This window comes from Alloyangia pacifica, from assembly GCF_900116195.1.
GTDB lineage: Bacteria > Pseudomonadota > Alphaproteobacteria > Rhodobacterales > Rhodobacteraceae > Salipiger > Salipiger pacificus.
In genome coordinates this window covers 160,394-178,488 of the sequence record NZ_FOZW01000013.1, presented here as the reverse complement: position 1 = coordinate 178,488, position 18,095 = coordinate 160,394, and the positions used below count along the sequence as shown (strand labels likewise).

Genomic DNA, 18,095 nt, shown 5'->3' with positions numbered 1-18,095 from the left:
GCTCCCCGGTCCGGCTTATCCCCTGTCGTCCGGCGTGGCTGTTTACCCTTGCGCCAGGCGGCATATGCCGTAATTTTCAAAAACGGTACGGAAACAAGATTTGGTTGTATATACCACAAAGGGCATAGATGGCTGGTAAATTTGACATCGAGAGCTGGGTTTCAGCCAGCGCCGCAGCGGTCGCCGCGCTTGGCACCCCGGGCTTCCCGAAGGCGTTGACCGAAGCGATGCGCACCGTCGTGCCCTTCGAGTTCACGGTGACCTTCGCCTACTACAAGGACCGCCGTCCCCTTGATATCTATGACGATTTCCCGGCTGCCAAGCGCCGGGTCATGGTCGACGATTACCAGGAGGGTCCCTATCTCCTGGACCCGTTCTACCTCCATTCCGCCGCCCCCACGACGTCCCGGCTGGTGCGCCTGCGCGAGCTTGCGCCCGACCGCTTTTACCAGGCCGAATACTTCCGGAACTACTATGTGCAGACCGGACTTGCCGAAGAAATAGGCTTTATCGTTGACGTTGGTGACGATGTGAGCGTCGTGATATCGGCGATGCGCGAGCTGAAGGCATTTTCGGCGAAGGAATTCCGCGACCTGCAGACGATCTTTCCCTTTGTCGAGGCCTGCGCGAAGCGCCATTGGGCGGGGTTGATCGACGAGTTTGCCGGCCAGCCGGGAAGCGAGGGACCGCGCCTGCCCAAGCTGATCGACGAGGCATTCCAGAGCTTCGGGCGCAACCTGCTGACCCCGCGCGAGGCCGAAATCGTCGAATACACGCTCAAGGGACATTCCGCCGAGGCGACGGGCCACGCGCTCGGGATCGCCCCCGGCACGGTGCGCATTCACCGGCGCAATATCTACGGCAAGCTCGGGGTGAGCTCGCAGGGCGAGCTCTTCTCCAAGTTCATGGCCTCGCTCGAGGACCTCTGACCAAACGCATCGCTCAGCCGGCGGGCTGCAGCACCAGCCTGTGTCGCCCAGCTCCGAGTGCAAAGGCCCGCTGCCCGTCGCGGCTCCAGCCCTCGGGCAAGGCGACCTCGGCGCTGGTGCCCGGCGGCAGCGAAACCTCCCAGACCACGGCTTCGCCCTCATAGGCCCAGGCGCTTTGCACCGGTCCCGTCGCCGCTTCGTAGCGTGCCTTTACATGGCCGATACGGCGGTCGAAGACCGGGCGCATGGCCAGCCTGCGATACCCGGGACCCGCCGCGTTCCAGTCGATGCCCGCGAGCCGCGCCCAGATCCACTCGCCAACCGCGCCATAGGCGTAATGGTTGAAGGAGTTCATTGCGGTGGACTGGAAGCCCTTTTCCGGCGTCCAACCGTCCCAGCGCTCCCAGATCGTCGTCGCGCCGTGGCGGATCGAGAAGCCCCACGAGGGATAGGTGTCCTTCAGCAACAGATCGACCGCCCGTTCCGGCCCCAGCCAGTCGCAGACCACCGGCGCGAGATGGCGCACGCCGAGGAAGCCGGTCTGCAGGTGGCCGTCCGCCGCATCGAGCAGTGCGCCGAGCCGCGCCGCTGCCTGCGGCCGCAGCGCCTCGGGCAGCAGGGCAAAGTCGAGCGCAAGCAGGTAGGCCGTCTGGGTGTCGCCGCTGAGGCTGCCCTCCTGCCAGAAGCGGGCGAGGAAGGCCGCGCGCAGCCGTTCGGCAAGTGCGCTCCAGCGGTCCACCGGCTCCTGCAACACCCCGGCCAGCATCCCCATGATGTCCGCGAGGTGGATCCAGTAGGCGGTTGCGACAAGCGCCCGGTCGGTCACCGGGCCGATGGACAGCCAGTCCCCGTAGTTGTTGTGCACCGAGCGTTCGCGGATGCCACCCGGGTTCTCGCGTTCGATGTAGTCCATCCAGGCCACCAGCGGCGCCCACATGCGGCGCAGCAGCTCCGCGTCGCCATAGCGCAGCCAGTGATCGCGGCACAGGATGACCGGCGCGTCACCCCATGCGGGGGCACCGGGCTGCGGCGTGAGCCGGTAGGGATTGAGCGGCTTGGTCGGAGCCACGTCGGGGAAGATGCCCTCGGCCGACTGGCCGTCGACCATGTCCTGCAGCCACTTCTCGGTGAAGGCGCTGACGTCCATGAAATAGCCTGCGGTGCGCCAGAACACCTGCGCGTCGGCAGACCAGCCGTAACGCTCGTCACGCTGCGGGCAATCGGTGGGCACCGCGAGGAAATTGCCGCGCTGGCTCCAGAAGATATTGGAGATCAGCTGGTTGACCATCGCGTTTCCGGTCTCGATGGACCCCGTCAACGGCAGGTCCGACTGGATTGCGATGGCGCGCAGGCTCAGCCCCTCGACCGGGCCGCTGGCGCTGAGGCCGACGTATTGGAACCCATGGAAGGTGAAGCGCGGAGTGAAGCGCTCAGGCCCGCCACCCTTGCAGATGTAGATGTCCTCGCTGACGGCAAAGCGCAGGTTGGCGGTGTAGAGCGCCCCCGCCTCATCCAGCCGCTCGGCGTGGCGCAGGCGGATCTCAGTGCCGGAGGGGGCCTCGACCTCCATGCTCAGGTATCCCGCGAGGTTCTGACCGAAGTCGAAGATGCGCTCGCCGTCCGGGGCACGGGTTTCGCTTTGCGGCTCCAGCGTCGCGACCTCTCGGGCCAGCGGTGCGCGGGCGGCGTCGAGATGAGGTGCCCCGGGATCGGGGGTGAAGACCTCCACCGGCTGCCAGTTCACTTCCTCGAAGCCCGCCGCATCCCAGCCCGGCATCTCGCGCCGCGCGTCGTACATCTCACCCGCGAGGAAGTCCGAGTAGCAGACCGGCCCCTGCCGGGTGCGCCAGCGGTCGTCGCTGACGATGCGCTGGGTCTGCCCGTCCGCGTATTCGACATGCAGCTGGCACAGGAAGGCCGGGCGTCCGCCATAATGGTTGCCCGCGCGGCGCTGGTTGTGACCGATGCGGCCCGAGTACCAGCCCTCGCCCAGAATGGCACCGAGGGCGTTGGGGCCGGCGCTCAGGTGCTCGGTGACATCGTGCACCGTGTATTCGGTGCGGGTGTGGTAGTCGGTCCAGCCCGGCGCCATCACGTCCCGCCCGATGCGCTGGCCGTTTACATGCAGCTCGTAGAGACCGAGCGCGCTGACATAGACCAAGGCACGCACCGGCGCCTCGGGCAGATCGAAGGTCCGGCGCATGTAGTCGGCTGGGCGGGCCTGGAAGCGGTTGTCGTAGGCACTGTCCTGCGGCACCTCGCGCCCGGCGGGCAGCACGAAGTAGCGGGCGATCCACTCGGCCTCCCAATCCGCCGCATCGAGCCCGGTGAAGATCGGCGCCGGCTCGGACCATGTCTCGGCACCCTGCCCGTCGCGCAGGCCAACGGACCACCACAGGCGCGCATCGCGCGGCAATGGGGCGCCGGCGTAGCGCAGCGGCGACGGGGTGCCGGAAAGCCAGCCGCTGTCCCAGAGATCGCCCTGCCCCGAGACCACTGCCGCGCAATCCACGCCAAGCACCACCCGGCTCGCGGCCAGATCGGCCTCGCCCTCGCAGCCCCAGCTCAACCGGGGCAAAAGGTCGTTGAGACCGCGCGGTTCCGCTTGCAGCTCACAGCGCAGCGCGACGGGGCGCAGGGCCGCGGCGGTGTCATCTCCGGCCATGTCAGACCTCCCGGTCAGCACTTCAAATCAGATTTCCAGCGCCCGCTCGCGGGCGTTGGCGATATGGCGGTCCATCGCTGCCGTCGCCGCCACCGGATCGCGCGCCAGCAGCGTCTCGATCACCGCGATATGGTCGGCGAAGGCGGCAGGCAGGGTCACCGCGCTGAGGCGAATACGGTCGAGCTTGATCAGCCGGATACGGATCGAATTGATGTCGTAGGCCGAGATGATCAGCTCGTTCTTCGTCGCGCCGATCAGCAGCGCGTGAAACCCCGTGTCGATTTCCTGCCCGCGCTCCAGCACCGTCTCGCTGGGGTCGGCCGCGACCTGCGCAAGCACCTCGCGGTGCAGCGCGAGCTGCTCACGGATCGCCTCGTCGGGCATGCTGCGGATGGCGTTGAGCACGGCCTCCCGCTCCAGTGCCGCGCGCATCTGGAAGGCGTCGCGGATCATCGGCAGGTCGATCGCCGGGATCTGGATCCCGCGCTGCGGCAGCACGTTGATCAGCCCCTCGGATTCGAGCCGCGGCAAAAGCTCGCGCAGCGCCCCGATCGACAGGCCGAGCATGGCCACGAGGTCGCGCTGGCTGACCAGCTGACCGGGCCTCAGGCGGCCGTCGAGCAGCGCCTTCTGGAACTGCTCGTAGCCCGATTGCCGGACCCGCCCGTCATGGCGTTTCTGGGTCTCCTCGGCGCGGTTGCCCGGCATCAGCCTGTCTCCTGTCGTCCTGTCGTGCGGTGGCTCAGAGCGTCTCGCCCGTGAAGCCCAGTTCTTCGGCGAGGCTGGCGCTCAGCCCGGCCTCGAGCGGGGCCAGCGGCGGCATGGTCCGGCGGTAGCCGTCGTCGCCATAGCGGGCCGCCACGAGCGCCTTCAGAACCACGAGCCCGCCATGAGCGTCAACAGCCTCGATCCGCATCGCCGCGCGTTTCTCGAAAGCCGCGTCCACCTTGCCACCGCAGAGCGTGACGCTGTCCGCCGGGAAGAGGTTGACCAGCCCGCCGATCATCCCCGCGCCGCCCGCCGCGACCACGCGCGTCAGGATGCGGTCGTCGCCGGTGAAGATCGACAGCTCGGGGAAGACGCGGATCAGTTCGAGCCCGCCCTCGAGATCGCCAGTGGAATCCTTGATGCCGATGACCAGATCGCCGAGCTTTGCCTGCACCGCACGGACCAGCGCCGGGGTGAAGGTCACGCCCGAGAAATGCGGGAAGTTGTAGAGCACGATGTCGAGGCCGGGGCTGCCCGCCCTTTCGGCCACGGCGGCGTAGAACTCGGCCACCGCCGCGTCGGACGAGGGCGCGTAGTAGAACGGCGGGATGATCAGCGCCGCGCGGCAGCCGAGCTCGGCGCACGCGCGGTAGAGCCGGGCCGCATCCTCGACGGCGGCGGCGATGATGCCGGGCACCTGCCGGGACATGTCATGCCCCGCATCCTTCATCGCCTGCAGCGCCGCGATCTTCTGGTCTGCCGAAAAGGAGGCCCCCTCGCCCGTCGTGCCGAAGGCCGAGGTGAAGGCGCAGCCCGCCTGCAGCATCGCGTCGCAATGCGAGATCAGCCGCGGCACGTCGATCTCGAGCGCCGCGGTCACCGGCGTCACCGCGGCGCCGACCACCCCCCTGAAGTCCGTGCCTGCGCGCATCCCATTCTCCTCCGATTCACGGGACAACCAGCCGTAAAGGCTTGATTGTTTTATTAATCCAATAACTGATACAATCAGTGTTTACATAAGCCACTTCGCTTTGTAAAGTCTGCTGCAATCGCCGTCGGAGGAGGATCCGGCCATTGGCAAAGCGGCGAAAATCCTTAAACGGAATTCAGGGAGGACTGACATGACATTCACACGCACGCTGACCGCGCTTGCCCTCGGCACGGCTCTGGTGACCCCGGCGCTCGCCGCCGACCAGATCGAGATCAAGTACACCACCGCGTCGGTTCCGACCGACCTGCACACCAAGGCGATGCAGGTGTTCAAGGACGAGCTGGAGGCCCGCGTGCCCGGCCGTTTCGACGTGCAGCTCTACGATTCCGGCTCGCTGTTTGCCCAGGGTGCCGATCTCGACGCGCTGCAGCGGGGCAATGCCGAGATGACCTACCTGTCGTACCAGCTGATTGCCGACGCGATCCCCGCCTACGGTCTGCTGACCGCGGGCTATCTGTTCCAGAGCCCTGAGCATTACCGCGCCTTCCTGAACTCCGACATCGGCGCCGAGTTCAAGCAGACCGTCTCGGACGAGATGGACGTGCAGCTGCTCGACACCTGCTATCTCGGCACCCGCCAGCTCAACCTGCGCAGCGCGCGTGACGTGAGCACGCCGGACGACCTCGCGGGGCTGAAGCTGCGCATGCCCGGCTCCGACGCCTGGCTGTTCCTCGGCAGTGCGCTCGGCGCCGCGCCGACGCCGCTGCCCTTCGGCGAGGTATACCTCGGCCTGCAGACCGGCACCATCGACGCGCAGGACAACCCGCTGCCCACCGTCGAGGCGGCGAAGTTCTACGAGGTCACCGAGCAGATCGTGCTGACCAGCCACCTCGTGGATGGCATCAACATCGCGATCAACAACGAGACCTGGGACCAGCTCTCGGACGAGGAAAAGACCGCGATGACCGAGGCCGCAGTCGCCTCCTGCGACTGGAACAACGCCGAGCGCGTGGCCAACGAGGAGCGGCTTGTGGACTTCTTCAAGTCCGAGGGGCTGCAGGTGACCGAGCCCGACGTGGAGGCGTTCCGCAGCCACGTGCAGGAGGTCTATTTCAGCTCTGATCGCTCGGCCGACTGGCCCGAGGGCTGGGCCGAGAAGATCAACGCCCTGGCGGAGTGATCCGCGTGGCGGCCCGCACCGATCCCGAGACCGGGGCGACCCGCCCCGGCGCTCTGGAAACCCTTGGCCGCCTGCTTGCGCGGGCGGCCGATGCGGTCGGCATCGTGATGTTCCTCGCGGCTTTCGCGGGGTTCATCGTGCAGATCTTCTTTCGCTACGTGATGGGCGCGCCGCTCGTCTGGTCCGAAGAATTCGTGATGATCGCCTTCATCTGGACGGTGTTCTGGGCCGCCGCCTTCCTCGTGCCGATCCGCGAGCACGTGACCTTCGACGTGGTCTATGACGTCGTATCCCCGCGCACGCAGCGGGTGATGGCGATCTTCACCATGGTCGTCGCGCTCGCAGCCTTCGGCCTGCTGATCCTGCCGACGCTCGACTACCTCGACTTCCTCACCCGCAAGAAAAGCCCGGTGCTGCGCCTGCCGATGCACTGGATCTACGGCTGCTACCTGCTCTTTGTCGTCGGGCTGACGCTGAAAATGCTCGGGCGCCTGCTGCGGCTCTTCGGGCCGCATTGGCGCGACGCGCTCTGACCCCTACGCCTTCCAAGGGACACCAATGGAATTCTTTGCCGACAACGCCCTGCTGCTGATGATCGGGCTGCTGGTCATGATCACCGTGGCCGGGCTGCCCATGGGCCTCGCGATGATCGTCTCGAGCGTCTTCTACCTGCTGATGGCCGGGCGCGACATCGGGCTGGCCGCCGAGAACGTGCTGAACGGGGTCTTCGGCAATTTCGTCGCGCTGGCGGTGCCGCTGTTCATCTTCGCCGCCAACATCATGAACGCGGGCAAGGTCTCGGACCGGCTGCTCACCTTTGCCCTGGCGCTGGTGGGCCGGGTGCCGGGCGGGTTGGCTCAGGTCAATATCCTGACCTCGCTGATCTTCTCGGGCATGTCAGGCTCGGCGATCTCGGACGCGGCGGGGGTCGGCAAGGTGATCACCGACATGATGACCAAGGACGGCCGCTACCCGCGCGGCTTTGCCGGCGCCATCACCGCGACTTCGGCAGTGGTCGGCCCGATCTTCCCGCCCTCGATCCCGATGGTGTTCTACGCGCTGATCTCCTCGACCTCGGTGGGCGCGCTGTTCCTCGGCGGCGTCATCCCGGCTTTCCTGCTGGTCGTGGTGCTGGGCATCGCGGTGATGATCATGGCCAAGCTCCGCGGCTTCCCCGTCGAGACGCCGATCCCCTGGCGGACCTTCCCGCTGGTCTTCCTGCGCGCCGCACCGGCGCTGATGATGCCAGCGATCCTGCTCGGCGGCATCTACACCGGCGTCTTCACACCCACGGAAGCCGCCGCCGTCTCGGCTTTCTACGCCTTGCTGCTGTCGGTCTTTGCCTATCGCGTGCTCGGCCTGCGCGAGTTCCTCGACGTGGTCCGCGCCACGGTGCGCACCACGGCTGTCGTCACCATCGTCCTCTGCGGTGCCTTCATCTTCAACTACGTGGTCACCGTCGAGCGCGTGCCGGCCAGCGTCTTCGCCTTCTTCGAGAGCATGGATCTCAACGCCATCCAGCTGCTGATCCTGCTCAACCTGCTCTATCTCGCGATGGGCTGTTTCCTCGATGTCTCGACCATCATGCTGGTTGTCACGCCGCTGTTCCTGCCCTCTGCAGCGGCGCTGGGAATTGACCTGACGCATCTCGGCGTGGTGCTGGTGTTCAACATGATGATCGGGCTGATCACGCCGCCCTACGGAATATTGCTGTTCATCATCAAGGCACTGAACGGCATCCCGGTGAGCGAGATGATCCGCGAGGTCTGGGTGTTCCTGGCGATCCTCATCGCGCTGCTGATGGTGCTGACCTTCGTGCCGGACCTCGTGCTCTGGCTGCCGCGCGCCGCCGGGATGCTCTGACCCGCGCTGCCTGCGACGCCCAAATCGCAGGCAGCCGCCAGCCGTGCCGCGCTTGCATCGCAGCGGCGGGCCACATTCAAAGGTTTCTGCAACATTCGCCCCTCAGGCTCGTCGGCATCAACGGGGGCCGCACACCCGGCGGTCCGACCAATGCGGGAACACCGACATGTCTGAACTGCTTGAAGCGATCATGCTGGTCGCCTTTTCGACCGGATGGTACTGCTCGATCTTCAAGATGATGCGCACCCGGGAGGCGCGCGGCAAGAGCCTGCCCTTCGTTCTGGTGATCTGTTTCGGCTACCTCTGCGGGGTGGTCTCCAAGCTGCTGATCTGGAGCGAGACCGGCACGCTGCCGCCGATCGTCTGGCTCTACGCGCTCAATGCCGCGGTCATCGCCGTGGATGCGTTTCTGGTCCTGCGCTACTCGCGCCTTCCCCGGTGGGACGGGCGACGCCCGAGGCTGCACCGGGCGGTGCCGCCTCAGGGCGCGCTGCTGAAGCCCTGACGAAGCCCTGACACTGTGCGGACAGCTTGGCCCCGGACGCGCCGCGCCCGGGGAACTCGGCTCGGCCCGCCCGCTCACGCCATCGCCGGTTTCAGCGGCGCGGGCGGGCCCGACCTGCCGCGCAGCACCAGCGCCCCGAGCGTGAGGATCAGCGCCAGGTTCGCCACCCCCGCCAGCGCCGCCACGCCGAAGGTCAGACCGTAGCTGCCGGTCATGTCGAAGAAGGCACCGCCAAGCCACCCCCCCAGACCGTGACCGCCCCAGGCAAAGGCGATGATGATGCCGCTCGCCCCGGCCCGGCAGTAGGCCGGGATCAGCGCGCGGATGGAGGTCAACACCCCGGTCATCACCCCGGCGTAGCCGAAGCCGTAGATCGGTGCGAAAAGGTAGAAGAGCCCGATGTCGTCGATCTGGATGAAGACGTAGACCAGCGTGGCCTGCCAGGCGCTGGCCGCAAGATAGGCGGGCAGCGCTCCGATCATGTCCGCCAGCTTGCCGAAGGCGATCCGACCCGCGATGGCGCTCAGCATCATCACGAAGACCACGCCCCCGGCCTCGGGGCCGGTCGCGCCGCAAAGCTCGACCAAGGGGGCAAGGTGCATCAGCGGCACCGACATCAGCGCGCAGCAGAAGACCACGCCAAGGCTCATCAGCACCACCACGACGGAAGGGCGGACGGCGGGCGCCTCCTCCTCGGCCTGTGCGCCGAGGCCTCCCGTTCCGGAATTCGGCGCGCGCGCCAGCAGGGCCAGCGGCACCATGATGACCAGCGAAGCAATGCCGATGGCGACGAAGGCCCCGCGCCAGCCGAGGGCGTCGATCAGCATGGCATTGGCGAGCGGGATGCCACCCTGCCCCATGGCCTGGCCAGCCGAGACGATGCCGATCGCCAGTCCCGCACCGGTACGGAACCAGCTGCCGACAAGAGCGAAGAGCGGTGCGAAAAGCGCCCCGCCGCCAAGCGCGCCGGCAACGAAGAACAGCGTGTAGAGCTGCCAGAGCGTGGTGGCAAAGCCGGCCGCCGTAATGCAAATCCCGGTGACCACGGTTCCGGCCAGCACCACCTTGCGGGTCTCGATCCGGTCGGCCAGCCAACCCATGGCGATGCCTCCCACCGCGAGGCCGATCAGCCCCGCCGAGTTGATCAGCGCGATGTCGCCCCGGCTCCAGCCCTCGCTCTCCTCGAGCGGGGTGAAGAAGGCCGAGAGCCCGTTGACCAGCTGTCCCATGGCCACCGCCAGCACCACCGAGGCGGCACCAACGATGATCCAGCGGTAGCGGTCGGGCTGCGCGGGGGTCTGCTTGACCTGTTCCATCCTCGATCCTCCTCAGGCGGTGGCCGGCTTGCGCGGATGCAGCCAGGCGGGCAGGAAGCCATAGGCATTCCCGATGCCCTCGGCATGGACCTCGCGCCCCACGGCGGTCAGCATTTCCTGCAGCGCACCGCTGTTGAAGGCGTCGAAGGTCTCGGTGGCGCCGCCGACGTGCTGCCCGCCGACGAAGATCTGCGGAATGGTCACTGCGCCGGTCTTCTCGGCCAGCGCCCTGCGCAGCGCGCCGCCACGGTCGTCCTCGCGGTAGGCTGCGCCGTCGAGATCGACCGAATGGTACGCGATCCCGGCGGCGGCGAAGAGCTTGCGCACCGACCAGCAGAATTCGCACCACTCCAGCGCGAAGAAGACCACCGGCTGTTCGGGGTCCGAGATCAGCGCTTCGAGTTCGGCTTTCGCCTCTTCGCTCGCGGCGACCGGCGCAGCCTGCGGCGCCGGCGCGCTGGCCCCCGCGTCGAAGCGGAAGCGCGGGGTCGAGGCGGCGATGTCCAGTTCCTCGGCGTTCATCACCTCCTCAATCTCGGCAAAGAGCGGCGTCGAGAGGTACCGCTCGCCAGTGTCGGGCAGCATGGCGAGGATGCGCGACCCCTTCGGCGCGCGCCGCGCCACCTCCAGCGCGGCGGCAAAGGTCGCGCCGCCCGAGGTGCCGCAGAGGATGCCCTCGTAGCGCGCCAGATCCTTTGCGCAGGTCATGGCATCGGCCCCGGCCACCGGCTGCAGTTCGTCGATCCATTCGTCTTGCAGAACGTCGTTCACCAGCTTCGGCACGAAGTCCGGCGTCCAGCCCTGCATCAAGTGAGGGCGGAAGGCGGGATGGCTGGCGGCGGGCGAGCCGTCCTCGTTGTAGGGCTGGCAAAAGCCGGACGCTATGAGCGCGGAGTTGTCCGGCTCGGCGGCGACGATCTTCGTGCCCGGGCTTTCGGCCTTCAGCCTGCGGGCGACGCCCTTCAGGGTGCCGCCGGTGCCGAAGCCGCTGACCCAGTAGTCGAGCGGGGCGTCGTCGAATGTGTCGAGGATCTCCTGCGCCGTGGTGCGCGAATGGATGTCGGGCCCGGCCTCGTTCTCGAATTGCCGGGCGAGGAACCAGCCGTGCTTCTCGGCCAGCTCGCGCGCCTTGGCGATCATGCCCGAGCCCTTTTCCGAGGCCGGGGTGAGGATGACCTTGGCGCCAAGAAAGCGCATCAGCTTGCGGCGCTCGACGCTGAAACTCTCGGCCATGGTGACCACCAGCGGGTAGCCCTTGGCGGCGCAGACCATGGCAAGGCCGATGCCGGTGTTGCCCGAGGTTGCCTCGACCACCGTCTGGCCGGGCTTGAGCGAGCCATCCGCCTCGGCGGCCTCGATGATCCCCAGCGCCAGCCGGTCCTTGACCGAACTCATGGGGTTGAAGGCCTCGAGCTTGACGTAGAGCTCGACGCCCTCGGGCGCGAGCTTGCCTATCCGCACGATGGGCGTGTTGCCGACGGTCTGCAGGATGTTCTGGAAAGCCTTGGTCATCGGAAAATCCTCTTGTGAAAGGCGCTCAGAGGAGCGGGAGAATGCAATGGGCGAAGACCCCGAAGGCCGAGGCGAGCGCGCCGGCGACGAAGAGCCTGCGCGGCCCCGCCGCCCTGAAGGCGGCGGGCGGGATCGAGGGGGCGGGTGCGTTGGGCATGGCGCGCTCCTCAGGCCGACTTGCGGGCTTCGGCGGCCTGCGCGCCAGCCATCATCGTGCTGGCGACCGCACCGTAGGCGGCCGTCCAGGCTTCCCGGATCTCGGAAGAGAAGGCCTCGCACAGGTGCGCCTCCATGGTCTCGATCAGCGCGCCGCCGACGGTCGCGTAATCGCTGTTCTTTACGCCATAGCCGACGTGGCGCGCGCCCATCTCCTCGAGCGGGCCGAGCACGGGCGACAGGTCGTCCGCGTGGCGCACCACCAGCGCCAGCGCCGCGACCAGCTTCTTGCGCTGCGCGGGCAGGTCGGTGTGGGCAAAGAGCGGACGCAAGCCTGGGTCGCGACGGAACAACGCGGCGTAGAAATCGGCGGTGAAGCCATCGGCGTCGGCAGCCAGCACCTGCCAGCTGGCGCGGATGTCGGAAATATTCTGCGGTGTCAGGGTCATGGCGCTCTCCTATGGATCGGATGATGCAGCCAGTCTGCGCGCCCCGGGTTTCCGCCCTGTGTCCGCTCAGGAGCGCCCGTGTTTCAAAGGTTTCAGCCCGGGTCGTAGATGTAGCCGACCCCGCGCACGGTGCGGATCACCTCGGGCTTGGCAGGGTTGACCTCGATCTTCTTGCGGATGCGCGAGATGCGGATGTCGATGGAACGGTCGAAGGGATCCCAGGCCCGGTCGTGCGCCCCTTCGAGGATCTGGTCGCGGTTCAGCACCCGCCCGCGGTTGCGGGCGAAGAGCTTCAGAAGGTTGAACTCCATGGCCGTGAGCGGCAGCTCGACGCCCTCCTCGTCGAAGAGCTTTGCCGCATCGAGATCGAGCCACGTCTTGCCGAAACGAAAGCGCGTGCGTTCGCGCGGCGCCTCTTCGGGCGCCGAGGTCTGGCGGCGCAGCACCGCCTTGATCCGCGAGGCGAGCTCGCGCAGGTCCACGGGCTTGGCAAGGTAGTCGTCGGCCCCCATCTCGAGGCCGACCACCCGGTCGATCACCTCGCCGGCGGCGGTCAGCATGATGACCATCGGTGCCTCGGGCCCTTGCAGGCTGCGCAGCACGGACAGCCCGTCCTCGCCGGGCATGTTGATATCGAGCAGGATGAGATCGGGTCGCTCCTGCGCCAGCTTCTCGCGCAGCTCGTCCGCCCCGCCCGCCAGCGTGGTGCGATAGCCGCGCTTGCCGAGGTACTCGCCGACCATCTCGCGCAGGTCCTGCTCGTCGTCGCAAATGAGCACGTGATCGCTCATGCGCCGCCCTCCAGCATGGTGCGCGCGAGCCGCCGCAGCTCGTCAGGGGCGATGGGTTTTTCGAGGAAGGGCCGCCCGGCCCCGTCGAGAAAGCCCCGCGCCTGCGGGCTCATCGTGTCGCCGGTGACAAATCCCATGCGGCGCGCCATCGCGGGAAGGTCGCGCAGCAGCCGCTCGTAGAACCCCCGCCCGCCGAGACCCGGCATGTTGAGATCGGTGAGGATCAGCGCGAAGTCCTGCCCCGCCAGCAGATCGAGCGCCGTCTCGGCGGAATTCGCCACGGTCACTTCGAAGCCATCGCGAAGGAGGATCTCGCGGATCAGGTCCGAGACGTCCTCTTCGTCGTCGACGACCAGCACCGCGCCGCGCCCGGCGGATATCTCCGCGTCCTTCTGGCTCGGCGCATTCCCAGCATCCGCCTCGGTGGTCGGCAGGCGTACCAGCAGCGTCGCCCCCTGCCCGCCTTCGGCCAGGGAAATGACCCCGGAATGCGCGGTGACGATGCGGTGACAAAGCGCCAGCCCGATGCCGGTGCCCGAGCCCACGGGCTTGGTGGTGAAGAGCGGATCGAAGATGCGGCTGCGGATGCCCTTGGGGATGCCCGGCCCATCGTCGGCGACGCGCAGCTCGACCATCTGCGCCGCGGCGTCGTGGGTCAGCGAGATGTCGATCCGCCCGCCGGTGCCGCTCTCGCCGATGGCCTGATCGGCGTTGGTCACGAGGTTGATCACCACCTGCGCGATCTGGTGGGCGTCGCCGCGCACCGGCGGAAGGTCGGGCGAAATGTCCAGTGAGACCTCCGCGCCCAGACCCTCTGCACTCTGCGACAGCGCGCCCACGGCGGTCTCGACGGTCTCGGAAATATCCATGGGAACCAGCCGCGCCGGTTGCTGACGAGCCATGGCGAGGAAGGACTTCACGATCCGCGCGCAGCGTTCGGCGGCGTCGGAGATCTTCTCGACCCGGCGCAGCACATCATCGCTGATATCTTCGTCCCGCAGCATCAGCGCATGCCCAACGACCACCGAGAGCGGGTTGTTCAGCTCGTGCGCCACCCCGGCCAGCAGTTCGCCAAGCGCCGACATCTTCTCGGCCTGGAAGATCTGTTCGCGCTGCGCGGCAAGGCGGCGGCGCAGCTCCACCTCCTTCGACACGTCGATGGTCGAGGAGACCAGCACATCCTCGCCCCGGTACTGGATCAGACGCGCCGAGACGAGGCTCGGAAAGCGCGCACCGTCCGCGCGGATGCCGGTCACCGGCATGTCGTCGACCCGCCCGTCGGGCAGCACGGCGGTTATGAAATCGGCCCGCTCGGCGCGCGAGGCGAAATGCGCGTGGGTGTGCTCGGCACTGCCCAGAAGCTCTGTCGCGGCCGGCGAGCGGTAGATCACCTCGCCGTCGCCGACCCGGGACATGATGATATTCGCAGGGCAGCTCTCGAGCACCTTGCGCACCAGCTGGTCGGCGGCGCGCTCGGTCTCCTCGAAGGCGCGGCGCTCGGTCACGTCGCTCTGCACCAGCACGAAGCCGCCCGCGGCGGTGCTGCGCAGCAGGATCTCCGTGACCCGGTCGCCGGCCTCGATCTCCAGCGGGGTCACCATCCAGTCGCCCCCCGCCAGCCGCGCCTCCATGAAGCTGAGCCGTTCGGCATCCCCGGCGCTCAGCCCGCCGCGCATGACCCATTCGCGCAGCAGGATGGACCAGTCGAGCCCTTCGGCCAGCAGGTCCGCCACCGCCGGGTTCATCTCGGAAAAGCCCGCGTTGAAGCGCAGTAGAACGGCGTTCTCGTCGAAGATCGCCAGACCCTCGGTCAGCGCGTCGATCACCTCTTCGAGCATGTCGGAAGGGCGGCGCGCGGGCCCGTCCCCTGCTTCCGGTACCGAGGGATCGAAGCGCACCGCCATCTCAGCGCTCCTGCGCCGCGCGCATCTCGGCGGCAATCCGGAAGACCGTCTCCTCGCTGCCATCCGAGAGCGTGATGCTGCCCGCCTCGGCGGCGGTGAACTCATCGCCGAGCCGCTCGACCACCGCGCGGTTGCCCGAGATGGTCATCGGCTCGGCCTTGTAGCGCAGCTGGCTGGCGGTGATCACCGCAGGGCCGAAGACGTCGTAGATGTATTTCTGCACGCCAACGACCGACCCCACCACCGCGCCCGAGGCGATGCCGACCCGGCAGCGCCACTGGATCGGGTGGCTGCCGTTGCGCTGGTTGAGGTAGCGCATGAAACGGATCGCGGCGTTGGCGGCGGCCTGCGCGTGGTCCTCGGTGGGATCGGGCAGCCCGGCGACGCCGATGTAGAGATCACCCACTGCCCGGATCCGCGCACAGCCGAACTGCTCGCCGATGCGGTCGAAGGCGGTGTAGATGTCGTTGAGCTCCGAGACGATCACCCCCGGCTCATGTGCGCTGACCATCTCGGAAAAGCCGACGAAATCGAGACAGACCACCGAGACCGGATCGTAGAGCCGGGGCGTGACGATGCCGAAGGTCTTGTATTCCTCGTAGACCGAGCGCGGCATCATGTTGAGCAGCAGCTTCTCGACCTGTTCCTTCTCGCGCTTGATCTCGCGGGTGTTGCGCTCGACCATCATCGAGTAGCTGTCGATCATCGACTCCAGCTCCTTGATGCGCGAGATGTTCTGGCACACCAGCACCGCGATCGGCTCGTCCTCGTCGAGCGCGCGGTTGAAATCCATCGCCACGGTCATCGTGCGGCGGCGCAGGCGAAAGGTGGTTTCGGTGGTGTAGCGCCCCTCGGCGGCGAGCGCGGCCTGCAGCGCCTCGACGTCGAAGTCCTGGAACTGGTCGAGCAGTTTCGAGCCCACCTCCATCTCGCCGAACCAGCCGCGGAAGGTGTCGTTGCAGAAGCGCAGGCGCAGGCTCTGCAGATCGAGCAGCGCCACCCCGACCCCGATCGCCCTCAGCAGTTGCTCGTTGATCGCGGCGATGGTCATGGCGCTGCTCCTATTCGGTCACGAGGTTCCGGCGCGCCTCGAAGGCGCCGAGGATCGCATCCTGATCCTCGGGCGCGACGCCATGATCGGCCAGCGTCGCGCGCAGCAGGGTCTGGAGCTTGTCGAAGTGCAATTGATGGATCTCGAGATGCGCGTGCATCTTGCGGATCTGATCGTCGGTGTAGGAAGCAGGTCCGCCCATCAGCGAGGAGACGAACTTGGTCTGGTGATCGACGATCCGGGCCATGTCGATTTCGTCGAAGAACGGGCCGACGTCATCGTCGTCCAGAAGCCGGTCATACAGGTCGAGGACTATCTTGCTGACGACGGAAAAGCCGCCGTACTTGTCGAACAGGGACTTCTCCATGGCCACCTCCCCCGGAGCGTGCGGCTCCTCGGCGTAAGAATGCGCTGTCGTGTAATGCTCTACAAACATGCGGGATCTTGCACCTCTGTGGCAAGGCTTTCGTCTCAAAGGGAGAGTCCAGCCTTGGTGCGCCATGTTTCAGGCGCGTGTCGCGGCAGGCGCGGCTTTGTTTCGATTGTTTCAGGGCGCGGGGAGCGGGGCGTTACCGAGGATACCTTTTGGACCGCCGGCGGACATCGGGCTGAAACCGCTGCGGGCGAGACTTCCTCATCACCCCGATGAAGAAGGACAGACCAGATGAAAGCCCTGAACGACCTGCACGAAGCCATGCAACAACGCCGCGCCGCGCGCCGCCAGCGCCGCGCGCTCCGCGCCCTGCCCGGCGGCACCGACGAGATCGTCGAAGCCGAACGCCAGCGCATCTTCCGGCGCATCCACAACTGCTGAAGCACGCTTGCCGAAACGCCGAAGGGCCCGCCGAACTGGCGGGCCCTTTTTCTTGAACCTCGATGTTGATGAACCCGCGCCGCGCGGATCCTCCCGGACCCTGGGTGACGCCACGCCGGGCGAGTGCCGGCCCATGGCCCCGCGCTCGCCCGGTTCCAGATGCACCGGCCTTTTCCTTACGCCACGCGCCGGACCTCGTCGCGCGCGCCGGCAATCCATCCCTGGTTCGCCTTCATCGCGCGGTTCAGCTGCTTGTGCAGCCCGGCCAGGTCACCCAGCGACCAGTCGAAGCTGGCGATACGATCGGAAAGGTCGAAGATCGGCAGCGACAGGTGATCCCGCTGCGCCTCGTAGCGGCCGAGCGTGCCCGTCTTCACCGCCTCGACGAGCAGCTCGGAATCGCGGAAGGCATCGGTGATGCCATGGGCGGTGATCGGGTCGCGGAACCAGCTGGCATCGCCGACCAGCGCCCAGCCGGGCCCGGCGCAGCGACGCATGTAGCCCTTGAGCCCCGCGAAGATCACCCGCGCCTCGACCGGCTCGGCGCCCGCCATGTCCTCGGCCATCACCGGCATGTGGCGCGCGGCCAATTCCTGCAGCGGGGCGCTGCGCAACTCGGCGGCGGCGCGTTCCGGCAGCGCGACGAAGGCGCAACTGGCGCCGTCATTGGTGGGGATGATCCCGCCCGCCGCACCTTCGGCGAAATGCCAGCGGAATCCACGGTTGGGCAGGCCCGAGACGTATTGGTACGCGCAGGCCACCGTGTGCTGCGCCTGCCGCGTGCCCTCGGCGCCCACAAGCCGCGCGACGCGCGATCGCTTGCCGTCGGCGCCGATGACCAGCCCGGCGGAAACCTCGCGGATGCCGCCATCCGGAAAGGCCAGCCGGGCCCCGACGACGCGGCCCTGTGCGTCCTGGATGAGCCCGGTGCAGCTCGTCTCGAAGCGCAGCTCGGCCCCGGCCTCGGCGGCGGCCTCGGCAAGCATCCGGTCGAGCAGGAAGCGGCGCGGCGCCATCAGCGCCTCGACGCCATGTTCGGGGCGGAGATCAATGTCGAAGACCTCGGGCCCGTAGATGAAGCTCGTGCGCGCGATCAGCGGCGTCCCGGCGGCGCGCAGCGGCGCGGCGAGGCCCCAGCGTTCCAGCAGCATCACCGCCCCGCGCATCAGCGCGTGGGTGGACATCGTGTCGCTCCCGGCGCGGGCGCTGTCGATCAGCAGCACCTTTGCGCCGCTGCGGGCCAGCTGCAGGGCCGTTGCAGCCCCGGCGCAGCGGGCGCCCACGATGAGTGCGTCATAAGTCTCTTTGGTCATGTCGAAAT

Annotated in this window: 18 protein-coding genes and 1 pseudogene; 6 read left to right on the top strand and 13 right to left on the bottom strand. The window is 67.5% G+C overall.

Annotated features, from left to right (window positions below; translation table 11 throughout):
- Positions 1-128: 128 nt before the first annotated feature.
- Positions 129-929, top strand: coding sequence for a helix-turn-helix transcriptional regulator (locus tag BM397_RS23485; RefSeq protein ID WP_092428909.1), 801 nt, complete (start codon positions 129-131; stop codon positions 927-929).
- Between the two features lie 13 nt (positions 930-942).
- On the opposite strand, the gene BM397_RS23480 is transcribed toward BM397_RS23485, so the two are convergent.
- From BM397_RS23480 to BM397_RS23470, 3 genes are read right to left on the bottom strand one after another with little or no spacing between them, the layout of a single operon-like run.
- Positions 943-3,594, bottom strand: coding sequence for an alpha-L-rhamnosidase (locus BM397_RS23480; protein ID WP_092428911.1), 2,652 nt, complete (start codon positions 3,592-3,594; stop codon positions 943-945).
- Between the two features lie 27 nt (positions 3,595-3,621).
- Positions 3,622-4,302 carry a GntR family transcriptional regulator gene (locus tag BM397_RS23475; RefSeq protein WP_092428913.1) on the bottom strand — a complete coding sequence of 227 codons (681 nt, stop codon included), beginning with the start codon at positions 4,300-4,302 and terminating at the stop codon, positions 3,622-3,624.
- 34 nt (positions 4,303-4,336) lie between these two features.
- On the bottom strand, positions 4,337-5,233 hold the full coding sequence (locus BM397_RS23470; RefSeq protein WP_092428915.1) for a dihydrodipicolinate synthase family protein: 897 nt from the start codon (positions 5,231-5,233) through the stop codon (positions 4,337-4,339).
- Between the two features lie 190 nt (positions 5,234-5,423).
- On the opposite strand from BM397_RS23470, the gene BM397_RS23465 reads away from it, so the two are divergent.
- The 4 genes from BM397_RS23465 to BM397_RS23450 all read left to right on the top strand — a co-directional run bounded on the left by BM397_RS23465 (position 5,424) and on the right by BM397_RS23450 (position 8,781).
- Positions 5,424-6,413 (top strand): sialic acid TRAP transporter substrate-binding protein SiaP, encoded by a 990-nt coding sequence (locus tag BM397_RS23465; RefSeq protein WP_092428917.1) that lies wholly within the window; start codon positions 5,424-5,426, stop codon positions 6,411-6,413.
- A 5-nt stretch (positions 6,414-6,418) separates the two neighbouring features.
- Positions 6,419-6,946, top strand: a complete 528-nt coding sequence (locus BM397_RS23460; protein WP_245696188.1) for a TRAP transporter small permease — start codon at positions 6,419-6,421, stop codon at positions 6,944-6,946.
- 25 nt (positions 6,947-6,971) lie between these two features.
- Complete coding sequence (locus BM397_RS23455) at positions 6,972-8,276, top strand: TRAP transporter large permease (RefSeq protein WP_092428919.1); 1,305 nt, start codon at positions 6,972-6,974, stop codon at positions 8,274-8,276.
- 166 nt (positions 8,277-8,442) lie between these two features.
- A complete protein-coding gene (locus tag BM397_RS23450) occupies positions 8,443-8,781 on the top strand; it encodes a hypothetical protein (protein WP_092428921.1) in 339 nt (112 codons plus the stop codon).
- A gap of 74 nt (positions 8,782-8,855) precedes the next feature.
- On the opposite strand, the gene BM397_RS23445 is transcribed toward BM397_RS23450, so the two are convergent.
- From BM397_RS23445 to BM397_RS23415, 9 genes and pseudogenes are all read right to left on the bottom strand, one after another.
- The gene (locus BM397_RS23445) at positions 8,856-10,097 is read right to left on the bottom strand and encodes an MFS transporter (protein ID WP_092428923.1); all 1,242 of its coding nucleotides are present in this window, start codon (positions 10,095-10,097) and stop codon (positions 8,856-8,858) included.
- Positions 10,098-10,109: 12 nt separating this feature from the next.
- The gene (locus BM397_RS29810) at positions 10,110-10,466 is read right to left on the bottom strand and encodes a glutaredoxin domain-containing protein (RefSeq protein ID WP_245696196.1); all 357 of its coding nucleotides are present in this window, start codon (positions 10,464-10,466) and stop codon (positions 10,110-10,112) included.
- A 105-nt stretch (positions 10,467-10,571) separates the two neighbouring features.
- Positions 10,572-11,609 (bottom strand): annotated as a pseudogene (gene cysK, locus BM397_RS23440) (cysteine synthase A); the annotation flags it as partial.
- A gap of 25 nt (positions 11,610-11,634) precedes the next feature.
- On the bottom strand, positions 11,635-11,766 hold the full coding sequence (locus tag BM397_RS29805) for a hypothetical protein (protein ID WP_256218778.1): 132 nt from the start codon (positions 11,764-11,766) through the stop codon (positions 11,635-11,637).
- Between the two features lie 10 nt (positions 11,767-11,776).
- Positions 11,777-12,214, bottom strand: coding sequence for a globin domain-containing protein (locus tag BM397_RS23435; protein WP_092428927.1), 438 nt, complete (start codon positions 12,212-12,214; stop codon positions 11,777-11,779).
- A gap of 92 nt (positions 12,215-12,306) precedes the next feature.
- Positions 12,307-13,005, bottom strand: a complete 699-nt coding sequence (locus BM397_RS23430; protein ID WP_092428929.1) for a response regulator — start codon at positions 13,003-13,005, stop codon at positions 12,307-12,309.
- Positions 13,002-14,909: a hybrid sensor histidine kinase/response regulator gene (locus BM397_RS23425; protein ID WP_092428931.1), complete on the bottom strand. Its 1,908-nt coding sequence runs from the start codon at positions 14,907-14,909 to the stop codon at positions 13,002-13,004. The genes BM397_RS23430 and BM397_RS23425 overlap by 4 nt, the downstream gene beginning before the upstream one ends.
- 1 nt (position 14,910) lies before the next feature.
- Entirely contained in the window at positions 14,911-15,960 is a 1,050-nt protein-coding gene (locus tag BM397_RS23420; RefSeq protein ID WP_092428933.1) for an adenylate/guanylate cyclase domain-containing protein, read from the bottom strand.
- A 10-nt stretch (positions 15,961-15,970) separates the two neighbouring features.
- On the bottom strand, positions 15,971-16,327 hold the full coding sequence (locus BM397_RS23415; protein WP_092428935.1) for a group I truncated hemoglobin: 357 nt from the start codon (positions 16,325-16,327) through the stop codon (positions 15,971-15,973).
- A 297-nt stretch (positions 16,328-16,624) separates the two neighbouring features.
- Here BM397_RS23415 and BM397_RS29410 point away from each other — a divergent pair, with 297 nt between their 5' ends.
- The gene (locus BM397_RS29410) at positions 16,625-16,774 is read left to right on the top strand and encodes a hypothetical protein (protein WP_176806801.1); all 150 of its coding nucleotides are present in this window, start codon (positions 16,625-16,627) and stop codon (positions 16,772-16,774) included.
- 176 nt (positions 16,775-16,950) lie between these two features.
- Here the strand turns inward: BM397_RS29410 and BM397_RS23410 are convergent, their stop codons facing one another.
- The gene (locus BM397_RS23410; protein WP_176806803.1) at positions 16,951-18,087 is read right to left on the bottom strand and encodes an FAD-dependent oxidoreductase; all 1,137 of its coding nucleotides are present in this window, start codon (positions 18,085-18,087) and stop codon (positions 16,951-16,953) included.
- Between the last annotated feature and the right edge of the window lie 8 nt (positions 18,088-18,095).